The sequence below is a fragment of the Paenibacillus xylanilyticus genome (assembly GCF_047246825.1).
GTDB lineage: Bacteria > Bacillota > Bacilli > Paenibacillales > Paenibacillaceae > Paenibacillus > Paenibacillus xylanilyticus_B.
In genome coordinates this window covers 22,718-43,038 of the sequence record NZ_JBFOLB010000015.1, presented here as the reverse complement: position 1 = coordinate 43,038, position 20,321 = coordinate 22,718, and the positions used below count along the sequence as shown (strand labels likewise).

The window sequence follows — 20,321 nt, the reverse complement described above, 5'->3', positions numbered from 1 at the left end:
AAGTGGCTATAAGGGGACCCTCTGCTAAGGGGTTAGACTGCGTAAGCGGTGCGAGGGTTCGAATCCCTCTCTCTCCGCCATCTTTACCTTGAGATGGACAAGCAATCAAGAAAATGTTTATTAATATGGCGGTGTAGCTCAGCTGGCTAGAGCGTACGGTTCATACCCGTGAGGTCGGGGGTTCGATCCCCTCCGCCGCTACCATATTACCCAGGAGGCTTAGCTCAGCTGGGAGAGCATCTGCCTTACAAGCAGAGGGTCGGGGGTTCGAGCCCCTCAGCCTCCACCATATACGCCGGTGTAGCTCAACTGGTAGAGCAACTGACTTGTAATCAGTAGGTTGGGGGTTCAAGTCCTCTCGCCGGCACCATTAATGCCTGGAACCGTGGTGTAGTTGGCCTAACATGCCTGCCTGTCACGCAGGAGATCGCGGGTTCGAATCCCGTCGGTTCCGCCATTAATCTAAAAAAATAAATAAGGCTCGGTAGCTCAGTCGGTAGAGCAGAGGACTGAAAATCCTCGTGTCGGCGGTTCGATTCCGTCCCGAGCCACCTTTCAATCCTGGAGGATTAGCGAAGTGGCCAAACGCATCAGACTGTAAATCTGCTCCCGTACGGGTTCGGTGGTTCGAATCCATCATCCTCCACCAGTTTTTTTATGAGTCATTAGCTCAGTTGGTAGAGCACCTGACTTTTAATCAGGGTGTCGAAGGTTCGAGCCCTTCATGACTCACTTTTATATATGCGCGTGTGGCGGAATTGGCAGACGCACTAGACTTAGGATCTAGCGTCTTTGACGTGGGGGTTCAAGTCCCTCCACGCGCATCCTTTATACGCGGACGTGGCTCAGCGGTAGAGCATCGCCTTGCCAAGGCGAGGGTCGCGGGTTCGATTCCCGTCGTCCGCTCCAATATGATATGCGCCCTTAGCTCAGCTGGATAGAGCGTTTGACTACGAATCAAAAGGCCGGGAGTTCGAATCTCTCAGGGCGCGCCATTTATAACTTCATATGCCGGCGTGGCGGAATGGCAGACGCGCTCGACTCAAAATCGAGTGGGAAACCGTGGAGGTTCGAGTCCTCTCGCCGGTATACTATAACGGGATGTAGCTCAGCTTGGTAGAGCACCTGGTTTGGGACCAGGGGGTCGCATGTTCAAATCGTGTCATCCCGATCTTATTCTTATGCGGGTGTAGTTCAATGGTAGAACTTTAGCCTTCCAAGCTAATAGCGTGGGTTCGATTCCCATCACCCGCTTAATATAGTGAAAAAAGAGATGGTATATTCCATCTCTTTTTTTGTGCTTTCATAGAGTTTCATCAAGATTAAATTCCAGACTACAGTCTACATATCTAAATGGACGATTTCTTCTGAGTGTGGTCAATGCAGTTTAGCAGCACACTGAATAAATCATGTTATTACATCTTTTATAAAACGCTTACAAAAATATCTTGCCTATTTCACCAGGTTATAATACCATATCAATTAAGCGCTTAACCTTTATGGGTAAGGCGCTTATCCTTAACAAAGATTAAGCGCTTTACCCATAAAGGGGAAGGAGACGAAATCCATGACAACGATTCGGCTGACAATGGCCCAGGCGCTGCTCCGCTATCTGGATCAGCAGTACATTTTCGTAGATGGGGTAGAAACCAAGTTTGTGAAGGGCGTCATCGGCATTTTCGGGCACGGCAATGTAACGGGAATTGGAGAAGCATTGGAACGCAGTTCGGGCAGCTTGACGTATATGCAGGGCAAAAATGAACAGGGCATGGTACATACGGCAGCGGCCTATGCCAAGCAGAATAACCGCAGACAGATCTACGCATGTACCACGTCTATTGGCCCAGGCGCATTAAACATGATTACTGCAGCGGCAACAGCAACGGTTAACCGGATTCCAGTACTGCTGCTTCCCGGTGATAACTTTGCCACGCGAGAACCGGACCCGGTACTACAACAACTTGAAGTGAGCAGTGATTATACAGTCTCGGCTACAGATCCATTTAAAGCGGTCAGCAAATATTGGGATCGCATTGTTCGTCCTGAACAGTTGATGATCGCTGTCACGCAGGCGATGCGTATCCTCACGGACCCGGCGGAGACAGGTGCGGTAACACTGGCGCTCCCGCAGGATGTACAGGCGGAGGCGTACGATTACCCGGAATCGTTCTTCGCCCGCAAAGTACATTACCTGGACCGCCGCCCCCCGGTTCATGCGGCCATTGAACGGGCAGTGGAACAGCTTGCCCGTGGCAGGAAGCCGCTGCTGATTGCAGGCGGCGGTGTGCTGTATTCCGAGGCCTCCACACAGCTTGCTGCGTTCGCCGAGGCGTTTGGTATTCCGGTGGCCGAGACACAGGCTGGCAAGAGTGCGTTGCCCTGGGATCACCCTCTCAATGTGGGGGCCATTGGGGTTACCGGCTCGTTAGCGGCCAACCGGCTCGCTAGAGAAGCAGATGTTGTGATCGGCGTCGGCACCCGGTTCTCGGATTTCACGACGGCCTCCCGGTCCGCTTTTCAGCATCCTGAGGTTGCATTTATCAACATTAACCTGAACGGCATGGACGCAGCCAAGCTGGGCGGGGAAGCGATTCTGGCAGATGCGCGGGAAGGTCTCCAGGCTTTGCAAACGGCATTGCAGGAACGGAAGTATCAGAGCGGATACAGCTCATCCGAAATGGCTGATCTGCGGGCCGAATGGAATCGTGAGGTAGATCGGCTGTATGAACTCCAGCACGAAGCGGGACTGGCGCAGACCACCGCTGTTGGAGTCATTAACCGGACAATTGATCCATCTTCCGTCATTGTATGTGCGGCGGGAAGCCTACCCGGAGACTTGCATCGCCTGTGGCGTGCGGCAGCACCGAAGACGTATCACATGGAATATGGCTTCTCCTGCATGGGATATGAGGTGAGTGGAGCGTTTGGGGCAGCGCTTGCTGAACCGAATCGTGAGGTATACGCCATGGTTGGCGATGGTAGCTACCTGATGCTGCATTCCGAGCTGGTAACCAGCTTACAGGAACAGAAGAAGTTCACCATTTTGCTATTCAACAACAACGGCTTCCAGTGTATTCATAATTTGCAGCGGGAACACGGCAGTGATGGGTTTGGCAACGAGTTTCGCTACCGTGAGTCGGAGACCGGGCAACTGAGTGGAGATTACATGCCAATGGATTTTGCAGCACATGCCCGTAGTCTGGGAGCAAAAGCGTATCAAGTGGAAACAGCAGAGCAGCTGGAGCAGGCGCTCAGAGATGCACGGAACGAAACGATAACCACACTGATCGAAATCTTGGTTGTGCCGGGGACGAACGCAGGAGGATATGAATCCTGGTGGAATGTAGGGGTGCCGGAAGTATCTACGGAAGAAAAGGTTATCAGTGCTCACCACGCAATGCAAGCCAGCCGTGCCAAAGCAAGGCCCATTTAATTCAGCACGGTGCATCTGAACGAGCATTACGCTGAACTCAAAAAAGGAGACGTGGAGCAATGAACAAGCTGCCATTTCAGCTCGGGATTCATCCGATCAACTGGGTCGGCGAGGATGTAAAGGAGCATGGAGACGACACCACGTGTGAGCAGATTTTGGACGACATTCAGCGACTTGGCCTGACAGGTACCGAGATGGGGCGCAAATATCCGACAGACCCAGCTGCATTGCGAGAGGAATTAGGGAAACGTAACATCCGCCTGGTTTCTCAGTGGAAATCGGTGCTGCTCTCTGATCCGGCTTATCGACAGTCTGAGCTGGACAGCTACCGCAGACATGCTGAATTTCTGCAATCGATGGGCAGCACGGTAATTAGCACAGCAGAGGTAGGGGGTTCCCTGCATTTTGATCCCCGGCGGACTCCACATGAAAAGGAAGTACTACGGCTCAGTGAATCTGAGTGGCATATCCTTTTCGAAGGATTGAACGAAGCAGGAGCTATAGCCCGCGAATATGGACTAAAGCTGACGTACCATCACCACGGCGGCACAGTGGTAGAACAACCGGATGAGATCGACCGTCTGATGGAATTGACCGATCCCTCTCTCGTGTATTTGCTCTATGACACGGGTCATGCCTACTACGGAGGAGCAGATCCACTCGCTTTGCTGCGAAAACATTATGACCGGATTGCCTATATCCACTTGAAGGATATTCGTCCGGATGTACTGGATGAAGCGCGGGCAGCACAATCAGATTTTGTGGGCTGTATTCGCCAAGGAGTGTTCACCGTACCTGGAGATGGATGTATTGATTTTGCTCCGATTCTACAGGAGTTGATCGACCGGGGATACGATGGCTGGGCGATGCTTGAAGGGGAGCAGGACCCCGCAATTCATAATCCATATGAGTATGCAAAACGATCCCTTTTGTATATGAATTCATTGATTGGTCAGCCCAGCTGATTCGGCATGGCGTCAACTTGAAGCCCATACGATGAGGTAACGAAGTGTTTTTCAAGCTCCATGTACACATAGCAGTTGTAGCCTGTAGGTGCAGTCCGAAAATCAGTCTGTTTAACATAAATCGATCTGCACCTTCCATCCGGATCACTATCCCATCACCGAAAGGGGTTCAGAACCAATGACTTACGTTTCCTTTCCTTCATCCAGGAAGATGGATTTCACCGCGATCGGCCGTCTGTGTATCGACTTGAATGCCAATGAGATCAACCGTCCGATGGAAGAGACGATGACGTTTACGAAATATGTGGGTGGTTCTCCGGCCAATATTACGATTGGCATGTCCAGGCTCGGAATGGAAACGGCCTTTATCGGCAAAATCGCCAATGACCAGATGGGCAGGTTCATCCAAGGTTATCTGGAACGCAACGGAATCGATATTTCGAATGTGGTAACGGACGACACAGGAGCGGTGACAGGTCTCGCTTTTACCGAAATCAAAAGTCCAACAGACTGCAGCATTCTGATGTACCGCGACCATGCAGCAGATCTGTTGTTGCAGGCACGTGAAGTGCAGGAGCAGCTGATCGCTGACTCCAAGGTGCTCCTGATCTCCGGCACGGCTCTGGCCCAGAGTCCATCCCGTGAAGCGGTATTCCAGGCATTAACCTATGCGAAAAAGCATGGAACCGTCATTATATTTGATCTTGATTATCGCCCCTACACATGGACATCAGCCGAAGAAACGGCAGTCTATTACAACCTCGCAGCTGAAAAATGCGACATCATTCTGGGCACCCGCGAAGAGTTCGACATGATGGAGACGTTTGACCATAATCCACAGCATAGTGATCAGGTGACTGCGCAAAAGTGGTTTGATTACTCAGCAAAAATCGTTGTAATTAAGCATGGCAAAGAAGGCTCCATTGCGTATACCCGTGAGGGGCTATCCCATCGAGCGGAAAGCTATCCTGCGCGTGTGGTGAAGACATTTGGAGCAGGCGATTCCTATGCAGCAGGATTCTTATACGGCATTATGCAGAACTGGACGATTGAACGAAGCATGGCGTTTGGCAGTGCGGCAGCCAGTATCGTCATCTCCAGTCACAGCTGTTCGGATGCGATGCCGACGGTGGAGCAGGTGAACGACTATATCGAACGCTGCAATCGGGGCGAGATTTCGATGTCTTGAAGTATCCAGGAGCAGTTTGGACCACATATAAGCGAAGGGAGACAGGGCTATGGGAAAAGGGATTTCAGAAGCGTCTGCAACAGTAACGATGGTACAAAACTGGATTGGGGGTGCCTGGGTGACCCCGGCGGCAACCCGTACCGAGCCGGTCGTGAATCCGGCTACGGAAGAGGTTATTGCACACGTGCCGCTGTCGGAACAAGCGGACGTAGATCTCGCCGTGCAGACGGCACGGGACGCATTCCCATCTTGGAGCGGCACACCGGTTCCCCGCCGTGCACGTGTTTTGTTCCGCTATCAGCAATTGCTGGTGGAGCACTGGGAAGAACTCGCACGGCTGGTCACACTGGAAAACGGAAAAAGCTACGCTGAAGCCTACGGGGAAGTTCAGCGCGGCATTGAATGTGTCGAATTCGCGGCAGGTGCCCCGAATCTGATGATGGGCAAGCAGCTGCCCGACATCGCCACCGGGCTGGAATCGGGCATGTATCGGTACCCAATCGGCGTAATCGGGGGAATTACCCCCTTTAACTTCCCGATGATGGTACCGTGCTGGATGTTCCCGCTGGCCATAGCGTGCGGGAATACCTTTGTCCTGAAGCCATCCGAGCGTACACCGCTGCTGGCAGGCCGCCTGGCTGAACTGTTCAAGGAAGCGGGGCTTCCGGACGGCGTGCTTAACATCGTTCACGGTGCACATGACGTCGTGAACGGACTGCTTGAACACAAGGATGTTCAAGCGATCTCTTTTGTCGGCTCACAGCCTGTGGCTGAATACGTCTATACCACCGCATCCGCGCATGGCAAACGGGTGCAGGCGCTCGCCGGTGCCAAAAACCACTCGATCGTGATGCCAGACGCCGACCTTGATCTGACGGTGAAAGAGATCACCAGTGCGGCCTTCGGCTCGGCAGGAGAACGCTGCATGGCCTGTTCGGTTGTTGTCGCTGTTGGCGATGTTGCTGACACGCTGGTACAAAAGCTGGTGGAAGCAGCGGATCGCATTACGATTGGTAATGGCATGGATGAGGGTGTATTCCTGGGCCCCGTGATTCGCGGACCACATAAAGAACGTACCTTCAGCTACATTGAATCTGGAGAACAGGAAGGTGCTGCCTTGCTTCGGGATGGTCGCAAGGACGAAGCGGCAGGCAAACCCGGTTATTTTGTTGGACCAACAGTATTCGATGAGGTGCAGAGCAGCATGAAAATCTGGAAGGATGAAATCTTTGCCCCGGTGCTCTCTGTGGCAAGAGTGGCTACGCTGGAGGAAGCGATTGAGCTGGCGAACCGTTCCGATTTTGCCAATGGAGCTTGTCTGTTTACCCGCAGCGGAGCGAGCATGCGGCAGTTCCGTGAAACAATTGATGCAGGCATGCTTGGTATTAACCTGGGTGTACCTGCGCCGATGGCGTTTTTCCCTTTTTCCGGTTGGAAGAAATCGTTCTACGGTGATCTACATGCCAATGGCACGGATGGCGTTGAATTTTATACTCGCAAAAAAATGGTGACTGCTCGCTGGTAATAACATAGGGTAATCCGGGCCAAGGGGGATCCCAGCCCATATGGACGTATACAGGGAGGATAACGGGATGGGCAAGGATAAAGTGAAAATTGGCATCATCGGTGCTGGGCGTATCGGCAAGATTCATGCAGATAATCTCATGCGCAACCCGCATGCCGAGATCGTGGGTATCAGTGATTTGTTTGCAGGGCCAGAACTGGAGGCTTGGGCATCCATACGGGGTATTCCTGTCGTTACGACAGATAGCAGCCAACTGATTGAAATGCCGGAAGTAGATGCGGTTCTGATCTGCTCTTCAACGGACACACATGTGCCACTGATTGAGCAGGCAGCCCGGGCAGGGAAACACATTTTCTGCGAAAAACCAGTCAGTATGAACTTGAGCCAGACCCAAGCCGCTGTTGCAGCCGTGCAGGAGGCCGGCGTGAAACTGCAGATCGGATTCAACCGCCGTTTCGATCACAACTTCAAGCGGGTGCGTGCCCATGTACAGGACGGAACAATTGGCGATCCGCATATTATCAAAATCACTTCACGCGACCCGAGTCCGCCGCCTGCAGAGTACATTCGGGTGTCTGGCGGGATTTTCATGGATATGATGATTCACGATTTTGATATGGCGCGTTATCTGTCGGGAAGTGAAGTGGAGGAAGTATACGCTCAGGGCAATGTGCTGATTCAGCCGGTTTTTGCAGAGCATGGAGATGTAGATACGGCGATTGTAACGATGAGTTTTGAAAATGGAGCCATTGGCGTCATTGATAACAGCCGCCAGGCTGTCTATGGATATGATCAGCGAGTTGAAGTATTTGGATCCCTGGGCAGTGCAACTGCCGCGAACGATCATCCCAATACGGCAGAGATCAGTACGGCGGCCGGACTCATGCGCGATAAGCCGCTGCACTTTTTTCTGGAAAGATACAATGAAGCATATGTGCAGGAGACAGCCCTTTTTATCGAAGCGATCCTGAATGATACACCCGTTACTGTGAACGGTCATGATGCGGTACAGGCCGAACGGATTGCACTTGCAGCACGGATGTCGATGGAACAGGGAAGACCTGTGAAGCTTCGGGAGGTACCCGGAGTAACGATGGAATCACAGACAACTGCTCCATAAATTAATTCATTCTAAGAACCTTAATTATTGCAGACGATGTGTTTCTGTTTGGCAGGAACATGGCTTGTTATGGATAGTTACAGAAAGGAGTGGGTAGCAGTATGTCAGAACGTATCGTGAAGCCGGTAGTGAATCCGGAGGGAGACGGCACACTTATAACGGTAACACCGGAATCTGCGGGCTGGGAATACGTAGGATTTCAGGTAGTACAGCTTGCGGAAGGACAGTCCTTTACCCGTGACAGCGGTGATCAGGAGCTCTGTATCGTACTTCTCAGTGGTTTGGCGAATGTGAGTACGCGGGAGCATACGTGGAAGAATATTGGGAAAAGAATGAGCATATTCGAAAAAACACCTCCCTATTCGGTCTATTTACCCAGCTTGGATCAGGTCGAGATCACAGCCATTTCCGCTTTGGAAATAGCCATATGTGCGGCACCAGGAAAGGGAACCCATCCAGCCCGTCTCATTACACCGGAAGAGGTCGGGGTAGAGACTCGTGGATACGGCAATCTGGAGCGCCAGATTCACAATATTTTACCGGAACAAAAGGAAGCAGACAGCTTGCTCGTCGTCGAAGTGTTCACGCCAGATGGGCATTGGTCCAGTTATCCGCCGCATAAACATGATCGGGATGCTTTGCCTGAAGAATCTTTGCTGGAAGAGACGTACTACTTCCGTGTGCAGCCAGAGCAGGGATTTGCCATTCAGCGCATTTATACGGATGATCGCTCCGTGGATGAGACGCTTGCAGTGAACAATGGTGAAGTGGTGCTTGTTCCTTGCGGATACCATCCAGTGGGCGCTCCACCAGGATATGAGGTGTACTACCTCAATGTGATGGCGGGTCCAACCCGAACCTGGAAGTTTCATAACGACCCTGACCATGATTGGCTGATGAAAAGGTAATACGGACCATTTACAACTTCTTCAATGGCTTAAGTTGCGTATGCGGACTTCCCCCTGCATAATGAGAAGAAAACGATTACCTATATATAAGGATCTTGTATATAGCACAGATGGGGAATTAACAATGAAAGCAACCATTTACGATATCGCACGGGAGGCGGGTGTATCCATTGCTACGGTCTCCCAGGTTATTAACGGCAAAGGGAAAATCAGTGAAAAGCGCCGCGCCGAAGTGATGGAGATCATGGAACGTCTTAACTATCAGCCCAGCGCGATTGCCGCTGCACTTACAGGTAAGCAAACGTATACGCTTGGGCTGCTTGTCCCGGATATATCCAATCCGTATTTTGCCGAGCTTGCCAGAGCGGTAGAGGATCGAAGCCGCCAGCTTGGGTATAGCGTCGTGATCTGCAGCACGGACAATAAGGACGAGCGGGTAGAGCGTTATCTGAACCTGCTTCAGCAGAAAAGAGTCGATGGCATGATGATCGGAACGGGCATTGATAATGCCGAGATCCTGTCACCACTTCTGCAGCAATCCATACCCGTTGCGCTGATTGCTCGCCATATGCCATCACTTTCGGTACATACCGTTGCGATTGACGATAGACTTGGCGGTGCACTGGCTGCGCAGCATCTGCTTGAAATGGGTCATACCCGCATTGCGGTGCTGTCAGAACCATTCAAGGTCAGCAGCAGTCAGGAACGCATACGCGGATTCCGTGAAGCGGTAGAGGAAGTGGGTCTTTCTCTAGAACCATGGCAGATCAGAGAGTCCGCTGCGGACCTGAACTCGGCTAAAAAAGAGATGCTTGTGCTGCTTGGTGAAGCCAATCGGCCAACCGGCATATTCTGTTGTAATGATATGCAGGCTATTGGCGCATTGCAGGCAGCCAAAGAGCTCGGCTTGCGAGTGCCTGAAGACGTATCCATCATTGGATTCGATAATACCATACTTGCATCCGTGACCAATCCGCCACTTACAACGGTTGCCCAGCCTATTGAGGATTTGGGGCGCCTTGCTGTGGATCTGTTAATAGATGAGCTAAAGGATGACCGTAAACCGCCACAGAAAGTCGTACTAAAACCTGAACTGGTTATTAGAGACTCAACAGGTGTTGCATCCGTTTAATCTTGAAATCAGCAAACCGGTATGACATCATTTCGACCCATGCAAAAATAAGCCGCGTTCTACCTCCGTAGGGATGAACGCGGCTTGCTGCGTTTGGATGACGAGATTAGACTGCAATTGAAAAGCATCACGTATTCTATCTGAGTTGTAGCAGGCTAAGCAGTGATTTTTAAGTCCAATATATGGTAACTTTAATAGTCTAAAAGTTGGATTGGATAGATGTATTGCTATAGAACAATATATGGATGAAATGGTATACTAAATCAATATACTTACTACCATTATTTATATTTTATTAGGGATAGAGGGATGGGTGGTTCTATTAAAAAGTGGGGATGGGTTGTATCCGTTTGTTTCGTTACGGCATTACTATCACTTGATTTTTCCCCTGTTCAAAAGGAATTCCATACAGAGTCGCCAAGTGGATCTTTTATAAGGGATACTTCACAGACTAACGTGATTAACTGGGAGATTACGATTTTATCGCATGAACAATTTCAAGAGAGATATACCGAAATCACGGGTGAGGATGCACCGAAGATAATCAACGATCAGGACAAAGAGAGTCAGGGGATTAATTTTGCGGAAGAACAGTTTTCGCCCGACATAATCGAAAGTTACGAGGCAGAGTATGCGGCCATTATAGACTTGGGTGAAGAGATTTTTGTGCAGGCGGGAGTTCTGGTGCAGGTCCAGGAGGTCAGGGATGGAGAAACGATACGCAAAGAGTTCCGCAAAGTGTATGAGAATACCGGCTATCTGTCAGCCCAGAATTAGTGGGTACGCTGCAACATAGCTCCCAATTACAGATCAGCTTCAATGGTTATACAGAACACAAAGTAAACGAAGGTGAATCGGAAGCCCAGCATCAGAAGGTAGAAGATCCAAAGCATTTTAGCGGGTCAGGGTTTATCCAACTATAGGTCTTTCCAGAAGCATATAGCTTAATGAGGGGGAGATTGTATGAATAACAGAAAGAGACTTATCGTTGGTATCGTCATTTTGGTTGCCATAGTAGCTTTCGCTATACCGATGTACATATCTCAACAACACACCACGTTTCGGGCAGAGGTTACGGATCATATGACCATGCTGGACAAATTTGACCGCTTGGAAATTACGAGATTCTCCAGTGCATCAGGTGACAGGGAAGAAGTGATCATCAAGGATACGGAGGAAATCCAGGATATTTTAAAGGACTATAAGGATGTTGAGTTGAAAAAAGTAAATCAAAGGAATACAGAGCGGGAGACTCCCTATTATTATGAATGGCGTCTTATGATTAACAAAGAGGGACGGGAAATCAATGATTTTGGAATTACCTTTTATAACAAACATTCAATGACCATTTATAACGGCAGCAGCACGAGCGATAAATCTCAGGAGTATGAGCTGAAGCAAGAAATGAATTGGTACAAGATGGAGCATCTCTTTGCTCAACCAAAGGAGGAGAACTCATGACGGGTTGCCAATTACGTCCCATAGAGACAGAGGATATTCCTTTCCTGTGGGAAATGTTATATGCTTCACTGTTTATGAAGGAGGGTGATGAACTTTTGGAACCCGATATCATACACAGCCCTGAACTGTCCAAATACGTGGAAGGATGGGGGAGAGAAGGGGACTTTGGTTTCATCGCTGTAGACGGACAAGGCAGCAGACTGGGTGCTGTCACATTGCGGTTCTATAGTGATCACAATGCAGGGTACGGTTACGTGAACGCTGCTACACCTGAATTGGGAATGGCGGTCATTGAGGAGGCCAGGGGCAGAGGAGTGGGCACCCTGTTGATACAAGCGGCATTGGAGGAAGCACGGAAACGGGGGATCGAGGCGGTGTCACTCAGTGTAGATCCAGACAATGCGGCCATCCGACTTTATCGACGTTTTGGATTTGAGGAGAGAGGGATGTGCGGCACATCGGTCACCTTGCTATGCCCGCTTCGTCCAACACCCTGACTATAAGCGAGCTCAACAGAGAATATATCAAAAAGGCGTTCCCCTAAGGGAACGCTCCTCTTATTTCAGCAAAAACGCCAATGCTTCATCATAGGTTTCCCATTGAAATTCTGTCTGATGTTCAGATTCCTTGGAAATCCGGTTCAGCTGCATTTTGGCAATCGCACTGCCGACCGCCACACTGGCACGTCTCATGCCCCATTGCGTGAGCAGCTTTTGGTGCTCCACAACAGCTATCGCAACAACAAAAGAGCCGCCCAGTCTGAAACGTTCTGAGACGGCTTCTGCACTTATGGATAATGGATATCCGAAAATAACAAGCTGACCCTGCACAATCTCGTATGCCTTGTTCATCCGATAGAATTACACATTTACACGTTGTCCGGATTAGCTGCCTTAATCGCCTCAGCAATTTTCAATGCATCAGGTTCCCCGGTCTTTTTTAAATGCCGAATGACATTATCGCGACGCTCGGGGGAGTGATCCTGGTGCAGTTTCCACTGAGCCTGCATGTCGGTGATTTTGATTTTGAATCCCATCACACCCTGGATCAGACGATGATAGATATGGTCAGGAATTTCTCCGTCCCAGGGATCATCCATACCGGATTCGAAATAGGTTATCGTCTGTTCCATAATGGTTCGGAGCCCCTCAGCATCGTCAACATGCATGAATTCACCATACACATGAACGGCCATATAATCCCAGGTAGGTACAAATCCTTTTTGCTCATACCAGGTGGGAGAGACGTAGGCGTGCGGTCCGGAAAAAACCGTCAGCACCTGGCTGTCAATGCTGCGCCACTGGGGGTTGGCCCTAGACATATGACTGACCAGATATAAGTCCCCATCTGCTCCGGTTTCGACCAGAAAGGGCAGGTGTGTGCCATGTGGCAGACCGTTTTGCTGCGAGAACAGTACACCAAAGCTATGCTTACGGATGAACTGGATCATCTGCTGTTGATCCTTCATTTGATATTCCGCTGGGACGTACATCCAGATCACGTTCCTTTCAGTTGTGGATCTCCTGCTGGCTCCGCTCATAGATACGTTTGGTGACAATCAGACCGCTTTCCGTTTGAATGCGAACCAGCTTCTGAATCGGAATAACCGAATAGTCCAGTCTGGATTCGAGCTCTTCACAGTGTTGGATCAGGAAATCACTTGCTGTGTGGCGCGCATGTTGCAGCAGGGACAAAGCCTCTTGGGAATCTGTGCCGTCATGTTCCAGTCGTTCGATCTCAAATTCAACTGCACGGAGGGACAAGGCGAGAGATAGTCCGTTATAGAATGCAGCGGTCTCCACATTATCGAACAATTGAGCAACCGTAGCCGCTTCTTGGAACTCTGGCAGGCTATCTGCCCAGTTTTTCTTCGCGGCACCACCTTGCTTCATGTGATCCAGCGACATATTTACCAGCTTGATGAACCGATTCTCCTCTGTAATGTATGGACGAACGGGCTGTAATAACTCATCCACTTTGGTGAGAAACAGAGTCGTGCGGTCCACGTTAGCATGGACAGCATCCCGTCGGCTGGTGTCGGATAGACGGAGATCCTGAACACGGGCATCGAAGAAATAAGGCAGCTCAGCCAGCAAGGTGACACAGCCCTCTGCATGCGCGGATGCGTAATCGCCACTGGATGTGCCACAGTTGAAACCGACTGGCGTTTCACCTGTATTTTGCTCTACATAATCGTATTCCTGTGCAATGCCCATCGTCTGGAATACAGCGGGTGAAAACTCTGTCAAAAATGGCGCTTCCGGCTCGCCCAGATTCAGAGCAACATCCTGCTTTTCGGCGGCAGCCCGCAGATCGTCATAGATTTCCGGCATATCCTCAGAGATGTACCAGTAGGCTCCGCCGAATCCTGCATTATGCAGGGAATAGAGAAAGGCAGGCTGTTTCTCCTGAATGAGCCGCATAACGGCCTGCGTTTCGGGAAGCGGATTATCGAAGTGCAATTCCTTATAATCAACCGGAAAGGTCCACTCCACCTGCTCATACCCGATCGGACGGTAAAAATGCCTCATATAGTTATAGATCGTGTAAGGGCCTTTGATCCAGCCTTCATTCAACCGGAATCCATCCGGGTCAATACACTTGATAATGTACCAGGTGAATCCGAGTTCTTCCCGAAGCCCTGCATTCTCCGCCAGCTCACGAGACAGAAACTCCATCGTCATTGCGCCAATTGGTTCATTGGGATGAGGACAAGCAAAACATACAGCGTTCAACGGACCGTTGCCCACTTTGATTCCGAGAATGGGATGCCCCTCACGTGAGGTACCCGCTTCAAAGACCGTCACCACATCAGGGTAATCCCATGCCAGCTTGCGTGTGCTTTCATCCATCTCGTCGATCGTCATGAACGTTTCATAATCGGGCACGCGGCCAATCACTTCTTCGATATTCACTGAACATACCTCCCGTTTTTGAATGTCTAACTCCATGATTGATCAAGGTTAGTTGCCCAAGCGCATTCGCACCCGGGCCTTTTGATCAGTTATCCAGCCATACATAGTTGTACTCGGAAAAGGATGTATACGGCAGTGCTTCAGCAGAAGAAGGATCACCCTTCACATATTGATGCACCGGATTGGTACCGACATATTCACTGATGGGAATGATGGGCAGATCTTCTGACAGAATGCGTTGAACTTCCGCATATTTCGGCTTGCGCTCGTCTTCCTTGACGAGTTTACCGCCCTCAGCCAGCAGCTGATCCAATTCTTTATTGCTGTAGCCCATGATGTTGGATGGACGGTCGGTGCCGATCCGGTTCGTAATCGCTCCTACATCGGGACCTTGATAGCCACCGAGAATGCTGAGCTGATATTTCCGTTCCTGCACGACCTGAGTATCCCATGCAGCATAATCACTCACGTTAATCGTCACATTAATGCCTACTTTGCCGAGTTGGTCCTTAATTACAGTAGCGATATCCTGGTACACATCATATTGGAAAATATCAAGGGTAACGTTCAGATAGTTTCCATTGCCGTCTGGTGTAAGTCCTGCCTGTTCTAGCAATGCTTTGGCTTTGGCAGCGTCCGGTTCAGGGACCTTATAGGTATCATCAATGGCCCAGTCATAGACAGGAGATATGAAAGTTTCCGCAACTTGACCCTGACCCTTCAGGGCTTTATCCAGAATTTCCTGATTGTTCATGGCATAAGCAACGGCTTGACGAACTTCAAGTTTATCGAATGGCTCCTGATCAAAATTGAACAGAAGATAGGTCCTGGATGGCCAAAGGCTGCTCTTCATAACCACTTCCGGTTTTTGCGTCATTGCCTGTAACTCGGAAGCTGGTGGATCACCGCCGAAGACATCCAGCTCACCGTTATAGAAGGATTGCAGCATGGTGTTGGGATCGGTAATGATGGAAAAGATCAGTTTATCGACATGGGGAACCTGCCCAAAATAATGTTCATTGCGTTCCAGTGACACGTTCACGCCAGTGGTGTATTCGGAAAATTTGAATGGCCCGCTTCCGATGGGCGTACCCGATGTACCTGTATTCCATTCAGCGGTGCTGTAGATATGTTCCGGCAAAATGAATGTTCCATACCAGGCCAGATAACCAAGGAAGGAGGCATCCGGTCCACTCAGCGTAATCACAACCGTATGCTCGTCGGGGGTTTCGATACCTGTAATGCCACTGATGCTTTCCACCGCAAGGCCACTGTTTTCCTTAATGGCTTCAAGCGTGTACTTAACATCGGCGGAGGTAACCGGCTCGCCGTCATGCCAAGTGGCCTCCGGATGAAGATGGAACGTATACGTTAATCCATCATCCGAGATCTCCCACTTTTCGGCCAGATCGGAGATGATCTGTTGATCGTTGTTGATTTTGACCAGGCGGCTGAACAAATTCTGTGCAACAGGGTATAGATAATCGTCGGAAGTTCCGTCAGGATTGAACGATAACGGATCACCGGTTAGGCCAACAAGTAGAGTGCCGCCTTCCTTTACGCCATTGTCCGTCGTATTGCCTGAAGGTTCAGTTGTTCCTTCCGAATTGTTTCCGCTTCCGCCCCCCGTACAGGCTGCGAGCAGACCCACCATTAGAATCAGTACCAAGAATAAGGCCAACCTTTTTTTCATGTCTCCACTCCCTTTGTCGTAGTTAAATTAACTGCGGATCCTGCTTTTGTCGCAGACTCGCTTCTGTGGGATCATCCTCTGTATATGGGCAGCTGACCCAATGACCGTTGCCCAAATCAACAGCTTCGGGATATTGGGTAAGGCATGAATCTCTCCTCTGATAACAACGGGAATAAAAGTAGCAGCCTGGACCGGTATGAATGGGAGTTGGAGGCTCACCTTGGATCCGAATCGTTTCCTGCGGCTGGCCAATGGACTCCAGTTTGGATGAACTGGCGATGAGTGCTTTGGTATATGGATGCTTCGGATGATGAAGCACTTCATCTGTGGGGCCAGTTTCCACGAAACGCCCCAGGTACATGACAGCAACCTGATCGGATACATAACGGGTGGATACAATGTCGTGGCTGATAAACACCATGGCCGTATTCTCTTCACGGCAGACGTGAGTCAGCATATTGATGATATCGGCCCGAACGGAAACGTCGAGCATGGATACAGGTTCATCCGCTACGATAAAAAGAGGATTGAGCAGCATCGAGCGCAGGATGGATATGCGCTGCAGTTGACCACCAGATAGCTGATGCGGGTAACGATACAGGAAGTCGGAAGCAGGACGCAGTCCGGCTTGCTCCATTCGTTCCGAGCATAGCGCGAGGCGATCGGCATCATTTTGACCTATTCGATGCAGTTTCAGGGTATCTGTCAGAATCTTGGCAATCGTGAAGCGAGGATCGAACGTATCAAACGGATTTTGAAAGATCATCTGGGCTGTACGGCGGAATTCGGACGGGCTCCGTTTGTACAACTCTTGGGAGGGAACACCTGCATAATTGATCTGTCCTGACGTAACCTCCTCCAGCTTGGTGAGCAGTCGGCCCAATGTGGATTTGCCGCAGCCACTCTCGCCAATGACGCCAAGAACCTGCCCCTGTTCCAAAGAAAAACTGACTCCATCGACCGATTTGACGTCCTGTTTGCGTGATACTTTGCCATTAATGACCATGCGTTTGCGTTGTGTGTAATACTTGACCAGATCCTGGGCTACAATCGCTTTGGGGGAATTAGTGGGCATGTGCGAGTTCACCTCCAACGAGATGACAGGCCACGCGATGCCCTTGCTGGAACACGGTTTCGTCCGGATTGACTTGGCGGCATAGCTCTACGGCGTGATCACAGCGGCTGGCGAAAATGCATCCGGTAGGCAAGAGCGCCAGATCCGGAATGGAACCCGGAATGCCACGAACATTTTCCTTTTCCCCCGTAAAAGACGGAATGGACCTTAATAATCCTTGCGTATAAGGATGAAGAGGGTGAGTCAGTACCTGTTTCACCAGTCCCGTTTCCACGATTCGCCCTGCATACATTACAGCTACCTTGTTGCAGGCAGAGGCCACAACCGACATATCATGAGTGATCATGATGCGGGTAATGCCTAGTTTACGTTCCAATTCAAGCATTTCGTTCAAAATCTGACCCTGGGTCACGACATCAAGAGCCGTTGTGGCCTCGTCAAGAATGAGCAGCTTGGGCTGGTGCATCAGACTGAGCGCGATCGCAACCCGCTGCATCATGCCGCCCGACAGTTCATGCGGATACAGGTCATATACACGTTCCGGAAGATTGACCATGCGCAGCAGCGCAACCATGCGGCTTCTTGCTTCGCGCTTGGAAACTTTGGTTTCGTGCATGCGGTAAATGTCGGACATTTGGGCACCTATGCGATGTACCGGGCTTAATGCACTCATTGACTTCTGAAACACGACAGCAAGTTCAGTCCAACGCAGACGAGCCAGCTCACTCTCATTAAGTGATAACAGGTCAGTTCCGTTAAACTGCACTTCACCTGTAACTTCGGCTGCCTGTTCGGGGAGCAATCGGAGAATAGCCATGGCCAGTGTGGATTTACCGGAACCTGATTCCCCAACGATGCCGATGGAATCACGCTCATCGATGGTTAACGACACCCGGTCCACGGCAGTGACATGTCTTTGTTTCGTTTTATAGGTGACGCTGAGATTATTCAATTCAACCATGGGCATGATGTTTGCCTCCTCTTGTGGGGATGGACTGCAGGGATGCCTAGTGGATTATAAGTAACGAACTCTAGTGATGGCCTCGCAGCTTGGGACTGAGTATGCGATTCAATCCGTCTCCGATCAGATAAAAGGCCAGCACGGTAATCACAATGGTCAAGCCGGAGAAGGTAGAGATCCACCAGCCGGAAGTCAGATAGGCACGGCCGTTAAAAACAATCTGTCCCCAGCTGACCACGTTGGGATCGCCCAATCCAAGGAAACTGAGGCCTGCCTCGGTTAGAATGGCACCGGAGATGTTCATGGTGGTGTTGGCGATAATCGGGAAAATGCCGTTGGGAATAATATGTTTGAATAAAATGCGTATGCGGCTCTCACCAATGGCTGTTGAGCTAAGTACGAAGGTTCGTTCACGCAGTGACATTGCCTGTGCGCGCATGAGCCTGGCATTACCCACCCAACTGGTTAAGCCGATAATGAGCATGACATTCAGCATGCTGCTGCCAAACAGGGCGATGACAAGAAGAATGAGGAAAAAGGTAGGCATGATGAGAAAAATATTGTTGACCTCGGTCAGCACTTTGTCCAATGGTCCACGATAAAATCCGGCGATACCGCCAAGCAGGGTGCCGATGACTCCCGAGATCAGAGCAGCTACTACGCCAATGAGCAGCGAAGTCCTTGCACCGTAGATAATCATGCTGAATACGTCACGCCCCAGTCCATCAGTACCAAGCAGATGCACAGACCCAGGGGGAGCAGTCAGTTCTTCACCAAGTGAATATGGATCATGCGTAGCTAGAAGTGGAGCCAAGATGGCAACCAGCACCAGCAAGGCCAGAATGCCGAGACCTAATTTTAGTGGGAGAATGCCATTGACTGTTTGAACCATCCGTTTGAAGGAGCTTTGTGTGGTTATTGTCGTTTCCATGGGACATGGCCTCCTTACTTGTACCTGATCCTTGGATCGATAAATGCATAGAGCAGATCAACGATAATCATGGTGACGGCAACCGAGATGGATAAGATGAGGTAGATGCCCATAAGCAGTGGGTAATCCCGGCTGCTGATTGCCTTGAGCATGAAGCTGCCCATGCCAGGCCAGCTGAAGACAATTTCGATAATGGCTACACCCGTGAAGATATAGGCTAGTGTAATCCCGAAGACAGTGATGGTAGGAAGTACAGCATTTTTGAAAACATATTTGCGGAATATCCGGCCCTCATTCATGCCGGTTGCCCGTAGTGTGGTTACAAAATCCTCTGACATGACTTGAAGTACGGAAGAGCGGGCAATTCTGAAAAAGTAGGGGGCGCTGATTAAGGTTAACGTCATTCCTGGCAGAATGAGATGTTTCATGACATCCATTACATGGGCGAATCCCGTATACCCGCCTCTCAGATCAATCATGCCTGCAGTGGGAAGGATATTTAGCCATGAAGCGAAAATCATGATGAGCATCATGCCAAGCCAAAACCCTGGCATGGCATCGAAGAGATAGGATATGCCGTTCATGGCAGTATCCAGTTTGGAGCCTGCGCGCCGGGCGCAGTAGATTCCCAGTGCTGTTCCGATAATAAGGGAGAGTATCGCCGTGGTGAGTGACAGCAGCAGGGTAGGTCCGATCCGTTCGCCAATCATCTCGGTGACGGGTCGATTATTGGAGATAGACTGTCCCAGATCTCCTTGAAGCAGGTTTTTGAAATACGTGAGCAGCTGCATGCCGACGGACTGGTCCAACCCGTACTTCTCACGCAGAGCCTGCTCCATTGCGGGCGAAGGATTATCCCGGCCTGACAAGATGCTGACGGGGTCTCCAGGCGCGAGATGGATAAGCAAAAAGCTAAACACTATGGCCACGATGACAGTCAGCGTTCCGGTGACCGCTCGCCTTGCGATATATCTGCCCACACGCTTCCCCTCCTGATTTACGGTCCGGAACGC

Annotated in this window: 18 protein-coding genes and 13 tRNA genes; 23 read left to right on the top strand and 8 right to left on the bottom strand. The window is 50.4% G+C overall.

The features are described 5' to 3' along the window. The first annotated feature begins 127 nt into the window (after nucleotides 1-127). The 23 genes from AB3N00_RS30795 to AB3N00_RS30685 all read left to right on the top strand — a co-directional run bounded on the left by AB3N00_RS30795 (nucleotide 128) and on the right by AB3N00_RS30685 (nucleotide 12,230). Nucleotides 128-204: transfer RNA gene (locus AB3N00_RS30795), tRNA-Met, on the top strand. 9 nt (nucleotides 205-213) lie between these two features. After that, nucleotides 214-289 (top strand) — tRNA-Val (locus AB3N00_RS30790). A 5-nt stretch (nucleotides 290-294) separates the two neighbouring features. Then, nucleotides 295-370 (top strand) — tRNA-Thr (locus AB3N00_RS30785). Nucleotides 371-379: 9 nt separating this feature from the next. Further along, a tRNA-Asp gene (locus AB3N00_RS30780) sits at nucleotides 380-457 on the top strand. Nucleotides 458-478: 21 nt separating this feature from the next. Continuing rightward, nucleotides 479-551: transfer RNA gene (locus AB3N00_RS30775), tRNA-Phe, on the top strand. A 12-nt stretch (nucleotides 552-563) separates the two neighbouring features. Then, nucleotides 564-649, top strand: a tRNA-Tyr gene (locus AB3N00_RS30770). 10 nt (nucleotides 650-659) lie between these two features. After that, nucleotides 660-732, top strand: a tRNA-Lys gene (locus AB3N00_RS30765). Between the two features lie 11 nt (nucleotides 733-743). Further along, nucleotides 744-824: transfer RNA gene (locus AB3N00_RS30760), tRNA-Leu, on the top strand. A gap of 10 nt (nucleotides 825-834) precedes the next feature. Further along, nucleotides 835-909: transfer RNA gene (locus AB3N00_RS30755), tRNA-Gly, on the top strand. 9 nt (nucleotides 910-918) lie between these two features. Continuing rightward, a tRNA-Arg gene (locus AB3N00_RS30750) sits at nucleotides 919-995 on the top strand. 15 nt (nucleotides 996-1,010) lie between these two features. Beyond that, nucleotides 1,011-1,089: transfer RNA gene (locus AB3N00_RS30745), tRNA-Leu, on the top strand. Nucleotides 1,090-1,097: 8 nt separating this feature from the next. After that, nucleotides 1,098-1,171: transfer RNA gene (locus tag AB3N00_RS30740), tRNA-Pro, on the top strand. 12 nt (nucleotides 1,172-1,183) lie between these two features. Then, nucleotides 1,184-1,254 (top strand) — tRNA-Gly (locus tag AB3N00_RS30735). A gap of 313 nt (nucleotides 1,255-1,567) precedes the next feature. Then, nucleotides 1,568-3,433, top strand: a complete 1,866-nt coding sequence (gene iolD, locus AB3N00_RS30730) for a 3D-(3,5/4)-trihydroxycyclohexane-1,2-dione acylhydrolase (decyclizing) (RefSeq protein WP_413037822.1) — start codon at nucleotides 1,568-1,570, stop codon at nucleotides 3,431-3,433. 59 nt (nucleotides 3,434-3,492) lie between these two features. Beyond that, nucleotides 3,493-4,398, top strand: coding sequence for a myo-inosose-2 dehydratase (gene iolE, locus AB3N00_RS30725; protein WP_413037821.1), 906 nt, complete (start codon nucleotides 3,493-3,495; stop codon nucleotides 4,396-4,398). Between the two features lie 178 nt (nucleotides 4,399-4,576). Next, a complete protein-coding gene (gene iolC / locus AB3N00_RS30720; protein ID WP_413037820.1) occupies nucleotides 4,577-5,587 on the top strand; it encodes a 5-dehydro-2-deoxygluconokinase in 1,011 nt (336 codons plus the stop codon). A gap of 49 nt (nucleotides 5,588-5,636) precedes the next feature. Continuing rightward, on the top strand, nucleotides 5,637-7,112 hold the full coding sequence (locus AB3N00_RS30715; protein WP_413037819.1) for a CoA-acylating methylmalonate-semialdehyde dehydrogenase: 1,476 nt from the start codon (nucleotides 5,637-5,639) through the stop codon (nucleotides 7,110-7,112). Between the two features lie 67 nt (nucleotides 7,113-7,179). Further along, the gene (gene iolG / locus AB3N00_RS30710) at nucleotides 7,180-8,232 is read left to right on the top strand and encodes an inositol 2-dehydrogenase (RefSeq protein WP_413037818.1); all 1,053 of its coding nucleotides are present in this window, start codon (nucleotides 7,180-7,182) and stop codon (nucleotides 8,230-8,232) included. Nucleotides 8,233-8,333: 101 nt separating this feature from the next. Then, a complete protein-coding gene (gene iolB, locus AB3N00_RS30705) occupies nucleotides 8,334-9,140 on the top strand; it encodes a 5-deoxy-glucuronate isomerase (RefSeq protein WP_413037817.1) in 807 nt (268 codons plus the stop codon). A gap of 124 nt (nucleotides 9,141-9,264) precedes the next feature. Beyond that, the gene (locus AB3N00_RS30700) at nucleotides 9,265-10,272 is read left to right on the top strand and encodes a LacI family DNA-binding transcriptional regulator (protein ID WP_413037816.1); all 1,008 of its coding nucleotides are present in this window, start codon (nucleotides 9,265-9,267) and stop codon (nucleotides 10,270-10,272) included. Between the two features lie 456 nt (nucleotides 10,273-10,728). After that, nucleotides 10,729-11,049 (top strand): hypothetical protein, encoded by a 321-nt coding sequence (locus AB3N00_RS30695; RefSeq protein WP_413037815.1) that lies wholly within the window; start codon nucleotides 10,729-10,731, stop codon nucleotides 11,047-11,049. A gap of 186 nt (nucleotides 11,050-11,235) precedes the next feature. Next, on the top strand, nucleotides 11,236-11,733 hold the full coding sequence (locus tag AB3N00_RS30690) for a hypothetical protein (protein ID WP_413037814.1): 498 nt from the start codon (nucleotides 11,236-11,238) through the stop codon (nucleotides 11,731-11,733). Beyond that, entirely contained in the window at nucleotides 11,730-12,230 is a 501-nt protein-coding gene (locus tag AB3N00_RS30685; protein WP_413037813.1) for an N-acetyltransferase family protein, read from the top strand. Before AB3N00_RS30690 ends, AB3N00_RS30685 begins: the two co-directional genes overlap by 4 nt. A gap of 60 nt (nucleotides 12,231-12,290) precedes the next feature. Here AB3N00_RS30685 and AB3N00_RS30680 read toward each other — a convergent pair whose 3' ends face one another. The 8 genes from AB3N00_RS30680 to AB3N00_RS30645 all read right to left on the bottom strand — a co-directional run bounded on the left by AB3N00_RS30680 (nucleotide 12,291) and on the right by AB3N00_RS30645 (nucleotide 20,288). Further along, entirely contained in the window at nucleotides 12,291-12,584 is a 294-nt protein-coding gene (locus AB3N00_RS30680) for a hypothetical protein (RefSeq protein WP_413037812.1), read from the bottom strand. 17 nt (nucleotides 12,585-12,601) lie between these two features. Continuing rightward, on the bottom strand, nucleotides 12,602-13,225 hold the full coding sequence (locus AB3N00_RS30675) for an FMN-binding negative transcriptional regulator (RefSeq protein WP_413037811.1): 624 nt from the start codon (nucleotides 13,223-13,225) through the stop codon (nucleotides 12,602-12,604). A 16-nt stretch (nucleotides 13,226-13,241) separates the two neighbouring features. Further along, entirely contained in the window at nucleotides 13,242-14,648 is a 1,407-nt protein-coding gene (locus tag AB3N00_RS30670; protein WP_413037810.1) for a M14 family zinc carboxypeptidase, read from the bottom strand. Nucleotides 14,649-14,733: 85 nt separating this feature from the next. Then, nucleotides 14,734-16,341 (bottom strand): ABC transporter substrate-binding protein, encoded by a 1,608-nt coding sequence (locus AB3N00_RS30665; RefSeq protein ID WP_413037809.1) that lies wholly within the window; start codon nucleotides 16,339-16,341, stop codon nucleotides 14,734-14,736. Between the two features lie 22 nt (nucleotides 16,342-16,363). Continuing rightward, a complete protein-coding gene (locus AB3N00_RS30660) occupies nucleotides 16,364-17,416 on the bottom strand; it encodes an oligopeptide/dipeptide ABC transporter ATP-binding protein (RefSeq protein ID WP_413037808.1) in 1,053 nt (350 codons plus the stop codon). After that, a complete protein-coding gene (locus AB3N00_RS30655; protein ID WP_413037807.1) occupies nucleotides 17,406-18,383 on the bottom strand; it encodes an ABC transporter ATP-binding protein in 978 nt (325 codons plus the stop codon). The genes AB3N00_RS30660 and AB3N00_RS30655 overlap by 11 nt, the downstream gene beginning before the upstream one ends. 64 nt (nucleotides 18,384-18,447) lie before the next feature. Next, complete coding sequence (locus AB3N00_RS30650; protein WP_413037806.1) at nucleotides 18,448-19,308, bottom strand: ABC transporter permease; 861 nt, start codon at nucleotides 19,306-19,308, stop codon at nucleotides 18,448-18,450. A 14-nt stretch (nucleotides 19,309-19,322) separates the two neighbouring features. Next, on the bottom strand, nucleotides 19,323-20,288 hold the full coding sequence (locus AB3N00_RS30645; protein WP_413037805.1) for an ABC transporter permease: 966 nt from the start codon (nucleotides 20,286-20,288) through the stop codon (nucleotides 19,323-19,325). Between the last annotated feature and the right edge of the window lie 33 nt (nucleotides 20,289-20,321).